The following is a 12,330-nucleotide window of genomic DNA, read 5'->3' on the forward strand; positions in this document are numbered from 1 at the left end:
ATCTGCTCATTAGACTTCTTGCAAAAGTCTGAAGATGCCCTCATCCCCCAACCCCTTCTCCCAAGTTTGGGAGAAAGGGAGCCAGATCTCAAAGTCCCTCTCCCAGGTTTGGGACAGGGATTTAGGGTGAGGGCAGGGACTTTTGCAAGAGGTCTATTCTTTTTAAAGGCAAATCACTTAGGGATTGACTTCCTGCTTGTTCCAGCTTTGGTCAGCTTCTTGATGATAGAGATAACGATTTTGCGGCTCTCCTCTCAGTTCTAAATGGTCAACCTGACTAGGTTCTAATAGCAGCAGACAAAAGTGCGGCAACGGTTCGGTCGGGCTAGGCGGCGGAGGCGAAGAACCCTCAGTTTTTGGTTTGCCAGGATGCGCCCAATCAAATTGAACTCGCGCACTGTCAGAGAGATTTTGCCACATCGATCGCCGAGCCTGCTGTAAGTCCTCTTCAAGATAATCCTGCTTCACGATCGTCAACGTCCCTAATAAGCGAAACTGTTCGCGGGTGTTGGGGAAATACCAGCAGACTTCTGCCCAGGCGGAATGCTCGACCTGCTCAATTTTCTCACTGCGATCGTCGGCGATAAACATCAATTGATTGGTGTCGTCTCGAAACCCTCGAAACACCACCGTGCGGTTGGCGGGTCTGCCGTCTGGGCGAACTGTTGCGAGTTGAAGATAGCGGGCATAAACGAGAGAGCGATTGCGGTGAAGGGCACGGGCGATCGGAGATCTCCAGGGAGCAAGAACCATTTAAACCAGATGTAGGAGGACAAATTAGAGCGCGTCGGGGTCGATTCCTCTAGCTCTTAACTTAGCAATCAACTCTTCTCGCAGTTGACGTTCTTGTTCTGCGCGTTGACGTTCTTGACCGACTTGTTCTAATGCCAGTTCTGTCTCCTGTCGCGCCTGCTCGGTGTCTGTCAGCACCCAGTTGCCCTGGGTGTCAACCCATCTCAGCCACGGGCGATCGACTCCCTCAAAGGTGCCCTCCCAGATTCCTAGCCCTAGCTCTAATTCAGAGATCCAAATGCGAGGATTTTCTGAGTCGAGGGGCTGCTCTTGATAGTGTCCTCCCACCAGTTGAAAGAAGTGCAGCCGATGGGTGTAGCGACTAAACACGACATAGTAAGGAACGCGCAAGATCTGCTCATAAACCTCCCATTTGCGAGGCGGAATCTCTTTAGGCGGCTCACTTTGACCGTTACTCAATGCAGGTGTCGCACCTTCTAACTCAGAACTGACTTCAGACTGCAACTCTGACTCAGCATAGATTCCGAGGTCTTCTTTCTCGGTGCCAGGAGACAAAAGCTCGACGACGACAAACGGATTCACCCCTTCTTGCCAGATCACATAGCTAGAGCGTAGGTCTTTGCCTTCATAGAGACGCGACACGCCGACTACGCCAAACCAGTCGGGGCGTTTATACCATTGAGGGTGGCGAGAATCGTAGTAGAGATTGAGGTCTGAGCCTGTGAAAATCTTGTCGCCTGGAAATCGCGGACTGCGGAAGGCGCGAGTCAGAAGTTGAGGCTGTAGGGCGTGATATTCGTCAGGCAAACCAGGTTCCTCTGGGTCTTCGCTGGGCAGATCATACATTGTGGGCAGCGTTACCCTCGGAGACAGAGGCGGATCGGGAAAGAAACGTGCGATCGGGGGCATAGATATCGATCGTGGCAAGGTTACTTTTATTGTGCCTGATGGATAGAAGAAGTTGCGCGCTCTGTTTAGCATGAGAGATGATTTTATGGGTCTCGATCGAACTCCCAAATTGCGTCTATGCTCGATCGACCTGTGGATAGTTCGCCTGAACTATAAAAATACTGGTTGTCAAAATCAAATACTAGATGTAGAGTGTATAAACTTATTTTTATATGATCGCGCCCTATATAGCGTTAATTCATTTCAGCGATTACCCCTAACACACGGAGTCACTCATGGTTCGAGACATTATCAGACCCAAAGATATTTCTGACTCAAGCGGTCAGCCTGTTCATCAGTTTGAAGGGCAATTTCCCGCTTCTGCCCCGGCTGCAAACCCAGTTTTTTATCGCACTTATAGCCGCAAGCTGAGTGACGATCGCCGCGAGTCATGGCAACAAGTCAGTCAACGCACCATTCAAGGCATGACGGATTTGGGACAGTTTACGCCAGAAGAGCGGGCACTCGTCGAAAAAATGCAGCAAACCATGCGCTGTTTACCATCAGGGCGTTGGCTTTGGGTCGGCGGCACGGGTTGGATCGAGAAACCCGAAAACTTCTCTGGTGCCTATAACTGCACAAGCACCAACGTCATTGACTGGAAAGCCTTTGGGCTGATGATGGACTTGGCGATGATGGGCTGCGGCACCGGAGCCGTTCTGGAATCTAAATACACAAATCAGCTTCCTGCTGTCCGCAATCACTTAGTCGTAAAGCACGTCAGCGACATTGGCACCGCTTCTGTAGAAAAGCGCCAAGAGAAAACGCAGACCACCGTTGACGGAAATCAAGTCACCATCTGCGTAGGGGATAGTCGTCAGGGTTGGGTCGCGTCTTACCAAGGGTTACTAGAACTCTGCACCGACGATCGCTTCACCAGTGATGTAGAAGTCATGATCGACCTCAGCCACGTTCGTCCCGCCGGAGAGCGCCTCAAAGGATTTGGCGGCATGGCAAATCCTGTCCGTCTACCGGGGTTATATGAGCGGTGCGCCAAAATTCTGAATCGCGCGATTGGTCGTCAATTGACCTCGATCGAGTGTTGCTTGCTGATTGATGAAGCCGCCGCTTGCGTAGTTGCCGGAAACATCCGAAGATCAGCGGGGATGCGTCAAGGCGGCAGCGAAGACACTGAGTTTGCGGGAGCCAAAGAAAATCTGTGGCAGCAAGACGCTGAAGGCAATTGGAGAATTGACCCCGATCGCGATGCGCTGAGAATGGCAAACCACACTCGCGTCTATCACCATCAGCCCACCGCCCAGGAATGTAACGATGCGGTTCGCAAGCAGTTTTATTCAGGTGAGGGTGCGATTCAATATGCGCCAGAGGCGATCGCCCGATCGAACGCCGACATTCTCACCACGGCTGAGTTAAAAACCGAATTTTTGCAGGCTTATCAGTCGGGTCATGGCAGTCAGTGGATTCAAGCAAACTGTCCACAGATGACCGAGCGAGAATTAGAGCATCGGTTAGGACGCTATGGTCTCAATCCTTGTGGTGAAATTTTGGGTGAAGATTTCCACTGCAACTTGGCTGAAGTTCACCTCAATCAGCTTGATCCGTTTGATCACAAAGAACAGGAAGAGGCGTTTACAGCCGGAGCGTTATCGGTAGCGGCACTGCTGAACCATCAGTTTCAAGAGCCGCGCTATCAATATTCTCGTGAGCTTGACCCGATCGTCGGAGTCTCCTTCACCGGGTTATTCGACTTTTTCGTAAATGCGTTTGGCGTAGAGTGGCTGCGCTGGTGGGAAGCAGGCAGACCCGATACGGTCAATGGCTTGGAGTTTAGACAAAAAGAGCAAGATTATCTGACTCGCTGGCGCAGCACCGTGCATCAAGTGGTGTGGGAGTATTGCGATCGCCACAACATCAAGCGTCCAAACCGCTGCACGACCGTTCAACCTGCGGGCACCAAGTCGCTGCTGACGGGTGCGAGTCCTGGGTGGCATCCGCCCAAAGCCCAACGCTTCATTCGGCGGATTACGTTCCGCAAGAACGATCCCGTTGCGATGGCGTGTTTAGACTACGGGTATAGCATTGTGCCGTCGCAGTCTGACAAAGACGACACGGGAAACTTGCTCAACGATCCGTTTGATCCTCGCTGTACTGAATGGCTGGTTGAGATTCCGGTTGAGGTGCCTTGGGCAGTGTTGCCAGGAGCCGATCGGGTGGAGATCGAGAAGTTCTCTGCGGTGGCTCAGATGGATTTCTATATGCAGGTGCAGCGGTTCTACACGACGCATAATACGAGTGCGACGATCGAGCTTCGTGAAGACGAGATCGATGGGTTGGCAGCGCGGATTTATAGCGCGATCGAGCACAACGAAGGCTATATCAGTGCGGCGTTGCTGGCTCGATTTGATGCACCTTTTCCACGGTTGCCGTTTGAGAAGATCGATCGCGAAACCTATGAGCGGCTTCAGCAGGAAGTCAAAGTCCGTCAAAAGACCTCAGACTTTTATGCGGCGCTGACTCGCTACGATTCGGGTGAGGTGGCGGCTGAAGGTCCCGCAGGGTGCGACAGCGACAAGTGCATGATGCCTGAGAAAAAAGGCTAAGTTGACGCAATGAAGTACCCCATCTAAAACAGCGGGGTACTTCGTTTAGTAAAATCAAGCGGCAGATAGCCTTGAACGCAACACAAACAGACTTTCGATATATTCATTTAAATTGAATAATGCACGAATCTAATGTACTGACGCACGGATCTAACGCACTTCGGAGACTGGAAGAACTGCTTACCGAAGCAGTTACTAATGGAGATGGGAATGAACTATCGGGACTTATTTTGTTGAGAGCAATGAAGCTTAGTGAGCAGCCACAAAATATTGTGGACTTTTACGAGCTTTTGAGTAAGGCTGAGGAAGAAGCAAAAAGTATAAGAAATAAAACAAAGATCGATAGGTACATTCAGACACTAGAAGAACTGCATAAAGTTTTTGTTGTTAGCCATATATGGAGCACACAATGGGCTATTTTTGCTGGTCAAATTAACAACAATATTCTTAATACATTGGATTCCCTAGCGGATCTTTTTGATAAGCAAAATCCTGCAATATTTCTAGACCAAGAATTTCTAGAGAAACTCAAAGATGAATTTAGTGATCTTTTGACTAAAATCCTCGAATCTGATTTGTCTAGAGACTTAAAGATATTTTTGAGAGAGCGAATTGAAGATATTCTGAGAGCAATACGTAGATACCCCATAGACGGAACTGAAGGATTGGAAAAGGCTACTAAATCATTCGTGAGTGATTTAGCCATGACAGAGCATAGTCTTCAGGAGAAGGACAAGGATGCTCCCATCTACAGGAGAGTTAAAGCATTTGTGCTCAGCTCGATTATGTATACCGCTCCTATCATTGGAGCTATTCCTGATATTGATGGTTATTGGAGACCTAAGTTTGAGGAGTTAGTTGCAGGTCATGAAAAGGTCGAGAAGATCCTTTGTGAATCACCAAATATTCAAGAAGCTTTTGAAAAGTCTTCCAAGATATTTGATAGGCAACCACAGAAGATCATCACAGGTAATAGAGAGCCGAAAGCCCTTCCTGCTTCCAAGCAAGAGCTAGAAACTAATACAAACAATAAAAGTAATCCATAACCTTTAATTGTGTTGTCAGGCAGTGCCTCAAAGGGGGAGCTTTGCAATGCGATCGACCCACTCTTCTGCACTAGAAGCCGCCCAAATCAGCAATAGTTCGTCGATAATCACTTCGATCGTTACCTTCCTAGAGACAATGATCACGCCTGAGCTTTGATTGCTGGTGATGAAGTCAGCAAACTCTAATGGCATTGTTTTCTGATCGTGACTCACAAGAATGCGCGCTTGTTGTGCTGCGATCGCCAAAACTTCTGCATCTTTAACACCATCTAACCCAGCAGCAAAGGCAGTTTGAAATTCTATTTTAGGTTCTCGTCGTAAAACCCCTGTGACGATCGCTTGATTCAAATCAGCATCAGCTTGATAGCGAACATTCACGACTTCACCTGCTGTTTCCTAGCTTTAGCAGCGATGAGTTTGTTGTATAAAGCAGGATCAGTTGATTGCAACGGCTGAGGCGTAGCATTAAATTCGGCTTCCTCAGCTTCCAGGTAAGCATCGATTTCGGCACGATTGGCTAGATAGAACGCGATCGCTCCATAAACTTGTTCTAGGGTCAGCAACGGAAAAGACTGAACGATAGTTTCAGGGGATGATCCATCTCGAAACGCATACACAATAGAGTCAAGAGAAATCCGAGTTCCTTCAACCCAATAAGCCTCGTTGCGATGCTCTACATAAGATTTAGCTGAAACAACTGTCATACATTTGTTTTGGCTCTACACACCTTTAATCGTAAACGGATATCGAATCTGTGCCCGATCGCTCACAACTCCTTCGAGATCACTTCGCTATAGAATTCTGCGGTTCTAGCGCTTGGAGGAAGGGTAAATTCTAAGAAAAGAGCTAATCTAAGGTCAGATTTCCCACCTGACAAACCTTTTCTATCCTAAAAGGCAAAACTATGCAGACGGTTCAAATCCAGCTTCCTGACACGGTTTTCTCTGCGCTTCGCAAGGCTCCCGATGAATTTGTTCAGGAAATGCGAATCGCGGCGGCTGTCAAATGGTACGAATTAGGTGAAGTCTCTCAGGGCAAAGCTGCCGAGGTCGCTGGCTTATCTCGCTCAGACTTTATCTCCGCCCTCACTCGCTACAAAGTCTCTGTCCTGCAATACACCGATGAAGAACTCGCTCAGGAGTTATTGAATGCCGATTGATCGAGTTGTCATTAACGCTTCTCCATTAATTGTGTTGTTCAAAAGTAGTCAAGCTGACCTATTGCCGCAACTATTTAACGAAATCTTGGTTCCTCAATCCGTTTGGGAAGAAGTGACCCTTTCCCAAAGCGATATTGCCTCTCAACAATTACCCAACGCTCCTTGGGCAAGGCAGATGGAGGTTGCTATTCATCCCTCGATCCAATACTCCGGACATTTTTTGAGGCAGAGGCTGAAACCCGCATTCCACCGTTGGTATTTGCCTCAGTGATGATGCTGAAACCCGCATTCCACCATTGGCGATTTAAAATTGTCCGGACTGTTGTCGATCGCGACCTGGGATTTAGGTGCAGGTGAATCCACCGCTTTGAGCTTTGCCCTGAAAAATCCAAGCTATCGTGCAATGGTGGATGACACCGCCGCAAGACGCTGTGCCCAGACTTTGGGGATCTCAACATTGGGCACCGGGGGCGCGATCGTACTCGCAAAACAACGCGGCTTAATCGAATCGGTGGGCAATCGCTTACAACTCCTTCGAGATTCAGGATTATGGCTTTCGGAAGAAGTTTTTAACTTACTGAAGCAGAAAGCAGACGAAGGAGCGTAAGCACAGCAGGCTGGCAGAAATCGAGAGATTTAACTCGCGCTCGTTACCTGCTGAACCAAATCCATCACTTGACTACGACTGAGCTTTTCAGAGCCGTGCAGCATCGCATCTAGCGTGGCATGACCCAACATTAAAATAATCTGACAAAAATCAGACGCAGGACTGCCCACTGGCAGCGACGCAGTGTAAGCATCCGCTAACTGAATGTTGCGACGAGCGTAGGTTTGCACATCATCATTCGTCCAACCGTGGGGATAAAACGTGACCCCACGAGTCAAGTCCTCGCCGTGATTGCGGAGAATGTTGACCGCTTGCAGCCCCCGACCAAAGCCGATCGCTTCCGTCCGATCAGTCTGAGTGCCGTCATACCAACCCCACAGATCTGAGAGCAGCAGACCCACCGATCCGGCAACGCTGAAGGTATAGCGATCGAGATCTGTCTCGGTCTGAATCGTCCAATTGCAGTCCGCCCAGTGTGCCATGCGATCTGACATTGCAGCCGTCGATTCCCAAATGCGAGGCGCGATATCAGTCGGAGCCAGGGTTGCCCATTCGCCAATTCTCAGCGAGACTTCGGGGAGTTGCTCGGCATATTCGCCAAACGCTGGAGCAAAATCGCCGTCTTTAAACCCAGTCACACCGGACTGTAGAATCAAGCTGATTTCCCTTAAAATCTTGGCTTTAACGGCGTTTTCTAGCTGGGGATCATCTTCGATTTCGTCGATCGCTCTCATGCACAGATAAGCAGACGAAACCGCTTCCTGCAAACCCGATGGCAGCCGACTAATGGGAATATAGAAGGTTCGACTCGTTTCTTTAAGAATCTCTAATGCGTCTTTACGTAGGTTCATGCTTGTGTTCACTCCTCTCCGAAACCTTTATACCAGGTTGTGATTTAAAAAGGCGATTTCCTCTGACAAAGCGTGTTTTCTAGGCACATCATCCAGTAAGCTTCTAAATCGCCTTGCCGAGAGTTTTTATCATGAATTATTGGCTGATGAAATCTGAACCAGATGTTTATGGAATCAGGGATCTGAAGCGCGATCGACAGACGATTTGGGATGGAGTGCGAAATTATCAGGCGCGAAATTTCTTGCGCTCAATGCAGCCAGGGGATCTCGTCTTTTTTTATCACTCAAATGTCGTTCCTCCCGGCATTGCGGGTTTGATGAAAGTGGTCGAATCAAACATTGCTGACCCAACCCAATTTGATTTCGCTAGCCGCTATTACGATGTTAAGTCTACAAAAGAGTCGCCCCGATGGCAGACAGTCTGTGTTGAATTTGTCGAAGAACTGTCCACTTTAGTTTCCCTGGATACGTTACGATCGCAGTTCTCGCCCGATGACCTGCTCGTCGTTAGACCGGGCAATCGCCTTTCGGTGATGCCAATTAACCCCGAAGTGGCGCAAAAAATTCTAGTCTTAGCCAGATGATGCATTAACTTAGATCTTGCACCAGTCTATTCGCTGCGGTTCTGTCCCGCCCGTGAATGGAATTCCGGGCTAGCCTTGCGAAGTCCGTTGAAACGGACTGAATACCTCAAACCCTCTTGCAGTCCCTTCAGTGGACTTCGCACCGTTAGACCGTGATTTTCAATCACGGGCGGGTCTGAGCCAAAAACGACCCGATCGAACGGGGCTGATTGAGTGGGTGCAAGATCTCAGTTAAAGTCACATCTCTGACCCATCCCCTATTTAAGGAACCGCTAAGATAGAATCATTAAAGCTTCTTTACTATTTCCGACGCAGGTGCTAAACCGTGATAGCGATCGAAGCCTCCTAACCCCACAGTCCTAATCCTTTTCACTGGAACCTTTTCTATGACTATCCCGATTCGCAACGTTGCTATCATTGCTCACGTTGACCACGGCAAAACGACGCTCGTGGATGCGCTGCTCAAACAATCTGGGACGTTCCGAGAAGGGGAAACGGTTCCAGATTGCGTCATGGACTCGAACGAACTTGAACGCGAACGTGGCATCACAATTCTGTCTAAAAATACGGCAGTTCACTACAAAGAGACGCTGATCAATATTGTCGATACGCCGGGGCACGCAGACTTTGGCGGTGAAGTCGAGCGCGTGTTGGGCATGGTCGATGGCTGTCTGCTGATTGTCGATGCCAACGAAGGTCCGATGCCTCAAACGCGCTTTGTGCTGAAGAAAGCACTAGAGAAAGGACTGCGCCCGATCGTCTTCATCAACAAGATCGATCGTGTTCGCGCCAACCCTCACGTTGCTGTTGACAAAGTATTAGATCTCTTTTTAGAACTCGGTGCTGACGATGCTCAGTGCGAGTTCCCTTATTTGTTTGGGTCGGGTATGGCAGGATATGCCAAAGAAACCCTGGAAGAAGAGACCTCTGATATGCAGGCGCTCTTTAATGCGATTCTGCGCCACGTTCCGCCTCCCATTGGTGACGCAACCAAGCCGCTACAGCTACAAGTCACGACGATAGATTACTCTGATTATCTGGGTCGCATCGTCATCGGCAAAATTCATAACGGCACGATTCGCGTCGGTCAACAAGCGGCGATCGTCACCGACACAGGCGCGATCGTCAAATCTAAAATCTCGAAGCTGATGGGCTTTGAAGGTCTAAAGCGCATCGACATCGAAGAAGCTACGGCTGGAAACCTGGTCGCGGTTGCCGGATTTGCGAACGCCAACATTGGCGAAACGATCACCGATCCCAACGATCCCCAAGCGTTGCCGTTGATCAAAGTAGACGAACCCACGTTGCAGATGACCTTCTCAGTCAACGATTCGCCGTTTGCGGGTCAAGAAGGTGATTTTGTCACATCGAGACAGTTGCGCGATCGTTTGTTCCGTGAGCTAGAAACCAACGTTGCTCTCCGCATCGAAGAAACCGAGTCTCCCGACAAACTGGCGGTTTCGGGTCGGGGTGAACTGCACCTTGGCATCTTGATCGAAACTATGCGTCGAGAAGGCTATGAGTTTCAAGTTTCCCAGCCTCAAGTCATCTATCGCGAAGTCAGCGGTCAGCCCTGCGAACCGTTTGAAACGCTCGTGCTAGACGTGCCTGAAGAAGCGGTCGGCGGCTGTATTGAGCGGTTGGGTCAGCGCAAGGGCGAGATGCAGGATATGCAGGTCGGCACCACCTCACGCACTCAGCTAGAATTTGTGATTCCAGCGCGGGGTTTGATTGGCTTCCGAGGCGAGTTTATGCGAATGACTCGCGGTGCGGGGATCATGAACCACAGCTTCCTCGATTACCGTCCAATTAGCGGCGAAATCGAGACGCGACGCAACGGTGTGCTGATTTCCTTTGAGGAAGGCGTTGCCACATTCTACGCGATGCAAAACGCAGAGGATCGCGGAGTCTTCTTCATCAGACCTGGCGTTAAAGTCTATCGGGGCATGGTTCTCGGTGAGCATAACCGTCAACAAGACTTAGAGTTAAACGTCTGCAAAGCGAAACAGTTGACCAACCACCGGGCTTCTGGCGGTGAAGAACTGGTGCAGTTAAAAGAACCGATCGACATGAGCCTCGAAAGAGCGCTGGAGTATATCGGCTCGGACGAACTTCTCGAAGTCACACCCAAGTCGATCCGGTTACGGAAGGTGGCGAAGGCGAAGAAACTCGCGAAGAAATAAGAATAGGGATTACATAAATCCCTATTCAAAAGGGGCGTACTCGATACGCCCCTTTTGATTGACTAAACTTCTTGCAGAAGTCCGAAGATGCCCTCATCCCCAACCCTTCTCCGTGGGGAGAAGGGAGCCAGACTTCAAAATCCCTCTCCCAGATGTGGGAGAGGGATTTAGGGTGAAGCAGAGACTTTTGCAAGAGGTCTACTGAATGTTTCGCGGATCTAAACTGGGTTATACTCCCGTGCGGTTGGATCAAACTCGCGGTTAGAAGACCGTCCGGGATCATAGCCTTCGTTGCGAACTCGGCGACGCAAATCTCCCACATCAGGAGAGGCTTTCACCGCATCGTCTGGGCTAATTCTCCCCAGCAGAATCAGTTCGCAAAGCGCCTGGTTCATCACCTGCATTCCTTCACTGGTGTCAGTCTCCATTAACTGAAAGGCATCGGTTTCTTGACCTTTGAGCAAATAGTCTTGCATCGCGGCGGTGTTGAGCAAAACCTCGTGAACGGCGGTGCGTCTGCCGTCGGTGGTTGGCAACAACTGCTGCGAGACGATCGAAACCAGAGACTCTAGAATTTGAGTCCGCATTGCCTGCTGTTCATCAGGGTTATATATGTTAAGCAATCGATTGACGGTGCCGATCGCGCTTTTGGTGTGCAGAGTCCCCAAAACCAAGTGACCCGTCTGAGCCGCTTTTAGAGCCGTATCGACCGTGACGCGATCGCGCATTTCTCCGATCAAAATCACATCGGGGTCTTCGCGCAGCACTGCCCGCAGCGCTTCATGAAATTCGTGGGTGTGCAATCCCACTTCTCGCTGGCTGATCAGACACTTAGCAGACGCGTGGACATATTCAATCGGGTCTTCGATCGTCACAATATGACGACTATCTGAATGATTCAATTCGCGAATCATCGCAGCGATCGACGTTGACTTCCCTGATCCCGTCGGACCGGTCACCAAAATCAAGCCCTGCGGATACGTCACCAAATGCTTGAGAACAGGAGGCAGCCCCAACCCATCGATCGAGGGAACATCAAGAGGAATCAGACGCAGCACGATCGCGCCGCCCGTCAGCGTCTCAAAGCAGTTGACCCGACAGCGCAGAAATCCTGGATAGTAAATAGCGGTATCTAGCTCTTTTTTCTCGATAAACAGTTTTTTCTGCTGCTCAGTGAGCATTTCAGTCAAATAGTTCTCAAACAGATCGGGTGATACAGCAATGTGATCCGACAACCGGACGATTTGACCTCGAATTCTCAAACGGGGCGGCTCACCCACTCGGATGTGAATGTCTGACGCTTGACGCGCATGGGCATCTTTGACCATTTGCTCGATCGTCAGCATCGTTCCGCTGAGTTTTGCACGGGGGGCGGCGAGTTGAGCAGGGGGGGGCGGCGGTGGAGTGGAAGGATCAGCCTGGGAGCGGAAGGAAGGAGTGCCCTGCATGTTTAATTCCTGTTTAGCTTTCTCGTCTGATGGGTTGGAGTTAGTCATAATTAATCAGGCTGAGTCCAGTTTGATAAGCTCCCTGCTCAAACTAGGTTGAGCACATCAAAATCGTTTCTTGTTTTGATGAATGTATCTAGAATTCTATCGATCATGAATAGTATGGCTCAGGTTTTTTACGATTTTTGTC

13 protein-coding genes are annotated in these 12,330 nt (G+C 49.7%); 7 read left to right on the top strand and 6 right to left on the bottom strand.

Going from position 1 to position 12,330, the window contains the following annotated elements:
• Positions 1–177: 177 nt before the first annotated feature.
• Both A8707_RS02930 and A8707_RS02935 read right to left on the bottom strand, forming a co-directional pair.
• On the bottom strand, positions 178–753 hold the full coding sequence (locus A8707_RS02930; protein ID WP_068814955.1) for an Npun_F5749 family FMN-dependent PPOX-type flavoprotein: 576 nt from the start codon (positions 751–753) through the stop codon (positions 178–180).
• Between the two features lie 24 nt (positions 754–777).
• Entirely contained in the window at positions 778–1,680 is a 903-nt protein-coding gene (locus A8707_RS02935; RefSeq protein WP_331711664.1) for a Uma2 family endonuclease, read from the bottom strand.
• 257 nt (positions 1,681–1,937) lie between these two features.
• Here A8707_RS02935 and nrdJ point away from each other — a divergent pair, with 257 nt between their 5' ends.
• Both nrdJ and A8707_RS02945 read left to right on the top strand, forming a co-directional pair.
• Positions 1,938–4,262 (top strand): ribonucleoside-triphosphate reductase, adenosylcobalamin-dependent, encoded by a 2,325-nt coding sequence (gene nrdJ, locus A8707_RS02940; protein WP_068814958.1) that lies wholly within the window; start codon positions 1,938–1,940, stop codon positions 4,260–4,262.
• 119 nt (positions 4,263–4,381) lie between these two features.
• Entirely contained in the window at positions 4,382–5,308 is a 927-nt protein-coding gene (locus A8707_RS02945; RefSeq protein ID WP_068814959.1) for a hypothetical protein, read from the top strand.
• 27 nt (positions 5,309–5,335) lie between these two features.
• On the opposite strand, the gene A8707_RS02950 is transcribed toward A8707_RS02945, so the two are convergent.
• Positions 5,336–5,686, bottom strand: a complete 351-nt coding sequence (locus A8707_RS02950) for a DUF5615 family PIN-like protein (RefSeq protein ID WP_068814960.1) — start codon at positions 5,684–5,686, stop codon at positions 5,336–5,338.
• Complete coding sequence (locus tag A8707_RS02955) at positions 5,683–6,012, bottom strand: DUF433 domain-containing protein (protein ID WP_068814962.1); 330 nt, start codon at positions 6,010–6,012, stop codon at positions 5,683–5,685. Before A8707_RS02955 ends, A8707_RS02950 begins: the two co-directional genes overlap by 4 nt.
• 200 nt (positions 6,013–6,212) lie before the next feature.
• Here A8707_RS02955 and A8707_RS02960 point away from each other — a divergent pair, with 200 nt between their 5' ends.
• From A8707_RS02960 to A8707_RS02970, 3 genes are read left to right on the top strand one after another with little or no spacing between them, the layout of a single operon-like run.
• Entirely contained in the window at positions 6,213–6,467 is a 255-nt protein-coding gene (locus A8707_RS02960) for a UPF0175 family protein (RefSeq protein WP_068814964.1), read from the top strand.
• The gene (locus tag A8707_RS02965; RefSeq protein ID WP_068814966.1) at positions 6,457–6,738 is read left to right on the top strand and encodes a hypothetical protein; all 282 of its coding nucleotides are present in this window, start codon (positions 6,457–6,459) and stop codon (positions 6,736–6,738) included. The genes A8707_RS02960 and A8707_RS02965 overlap by 11 nt, the downstream gene beginning before the upstream one ends.
• Positions 6,739–6,777: 39 nt before the next feature.
• The gene (locus tag A8707_RS02970; protein WP_231947908.1) at positions 6,778–7,074 is read left to right on the top strand and encodes a PIN domain-containing protein; all 297 of its coding nucleotides are present in this window, start codon (positions 6,778–6,780) and stop codon (positions 7,072–7,074) included.
• 29 nt (positions 7,075–7,103) lie between these two features.
• Here the strand turns inward: A8707_RS02970 and A8707_RS02975 are convergent, their stop codons facing one another.
• On the bottom strand, positions 7,104–7,925 hold the full coding sequence (locus tag A8707_RS02975) for a squalene/phytoene synthase family protein (protein WP_068814968.1): 822 nt from the start codon (positions 7,923–7,925) through the stop codon (positions 7,104–7,106).
• Positions 7,926–8,071: 146 nt separating this feature from the next.
• Between A8707_RS02975 and A8707_RS02980 the strand changes: the two genes are divergently transcribed.
• A complete protein-coding gene (locus A8707_RS02980) occupies positions 8,072–8,509 on the top strand; it encodes an EVE domain-containing protein (RefSeq protein ID WP_231947909.1) in 438 nt (145 codons plus the stop codon).
• Between the two features lie 386 nt (positions 8,510–8,895).
• Positions 8,896–10,692: a translational GTPase TypA gene (gene typA / locus A8707_RS02985; protein WP_068814974.1), complete on the top strand. Its 1,797-nt coding sequence runs from the start codon at positions 8,896–8,898 to the stop codon at positions 10,690–10,692.
• Between the two features lie 218 nt (positions 10,693–10,910).
• Here the strand turns inward: typA and A8707_RS02990 are convergent, their stop codons facing one another.
• Positions 10,911–12,188, bottom strand: a complete 1,278-nt coding sequence (locus A8707_RS02990) for a type IV pilus twitching motility protein PilT (RefSeq protein ID WP_197484593.1) — start codon at positions 12,186–12,188, stop codon at positions 10,911–10,913.
• Positions 12,189–12,330 lie beyond the last annotated feature (142 nt).

Origin of the sequence: Phormidesmis priestleyi BC1401, from assembly GCF_001650195.1 — a bacterium.
GTDB lineage: Bacteria > Cyanobacteriota > Cyanobacteriia > Leptolyngbyales > Leptolyngbyaceae > Phormidesmis_A > Phormidesmis_A priestleyi_B.

What these genes read in the sequence shown, in the direction of transcription:
- A8707_RS02930 (WP_068814955.1), bottom strand. Translation starts at nt 753, where the DNA reads ATGGTTCTTGCTCCCTGGAGATCTCCGATCGCCCGTGCCCTTCACCGC.
- nrdJ (WP_068814958.1), top strand. Translation starts at nt 1,938, where the DNA reads ATGGTTCGAGACATTATCAGACCCAAAGATATTTCTGACTCAAGCGGT.
- A8707_RS02945 (WP_068814959.1), top strand. Translation starts at nt 4,382, where the DNA reads ATGCACGAATCTAATGTACTGACGCACGGATCTAACGCACTTCGGAGA.
- A8707_RS02955 (WP_068814962.1), bottom strand. Translation starts at nt 6,012, where the DNA reads ATGACAGTTGTTTCAGCTAAATCTTATGTAGAGCATCGCAACGAGGCT.
- A8707_RS02960 (WP_068814964.1), top strand. Translation starts at nt 6,213, where the DNA reads ATGCAGACGGTTCAAATCCAGCTTCCTGACACGGTTTTCTCTGCGCTT.
- A8707_RS02965 (WP_068814966.1), top strand. Translation starts at nt 6,457, where the DNA reads ATGCCGATTGATCGAGTTGTCATTAACGCTTCTCCATTAATTGTGTTG.
- A8707_RS02975 (WP_068814968.1), bottom strand. Translation starts at nt 7,925, where the DNA reads ATGAACCTACGTAAAGACGCATTAGAGATTCTTAAAGAAACGAGTCGA.
- A8707_RS02980 (WP_231947909.1), top strand. Translation starts at nt 8,072, where the DNA reads ATGAAATCTGAACCAGATGTTTATGGAATCAGGGATCTGAAGCGCGAT.
- typA (WP_068814974.1), top strand. Translation starts at nt 8,896, where the DNA reads ATGACTATCCCGATTCGCAACGTTGCTATCATTGCTCACGTTGACCAC.
- A8707_RS02990 (WP_197484593.1), bottom strand. Translation starts at nt 12,188, where the DNA reads ATGACTAACTCCAACCCATCAGACGAGAAAGCTAAACAGGAATTAAAC.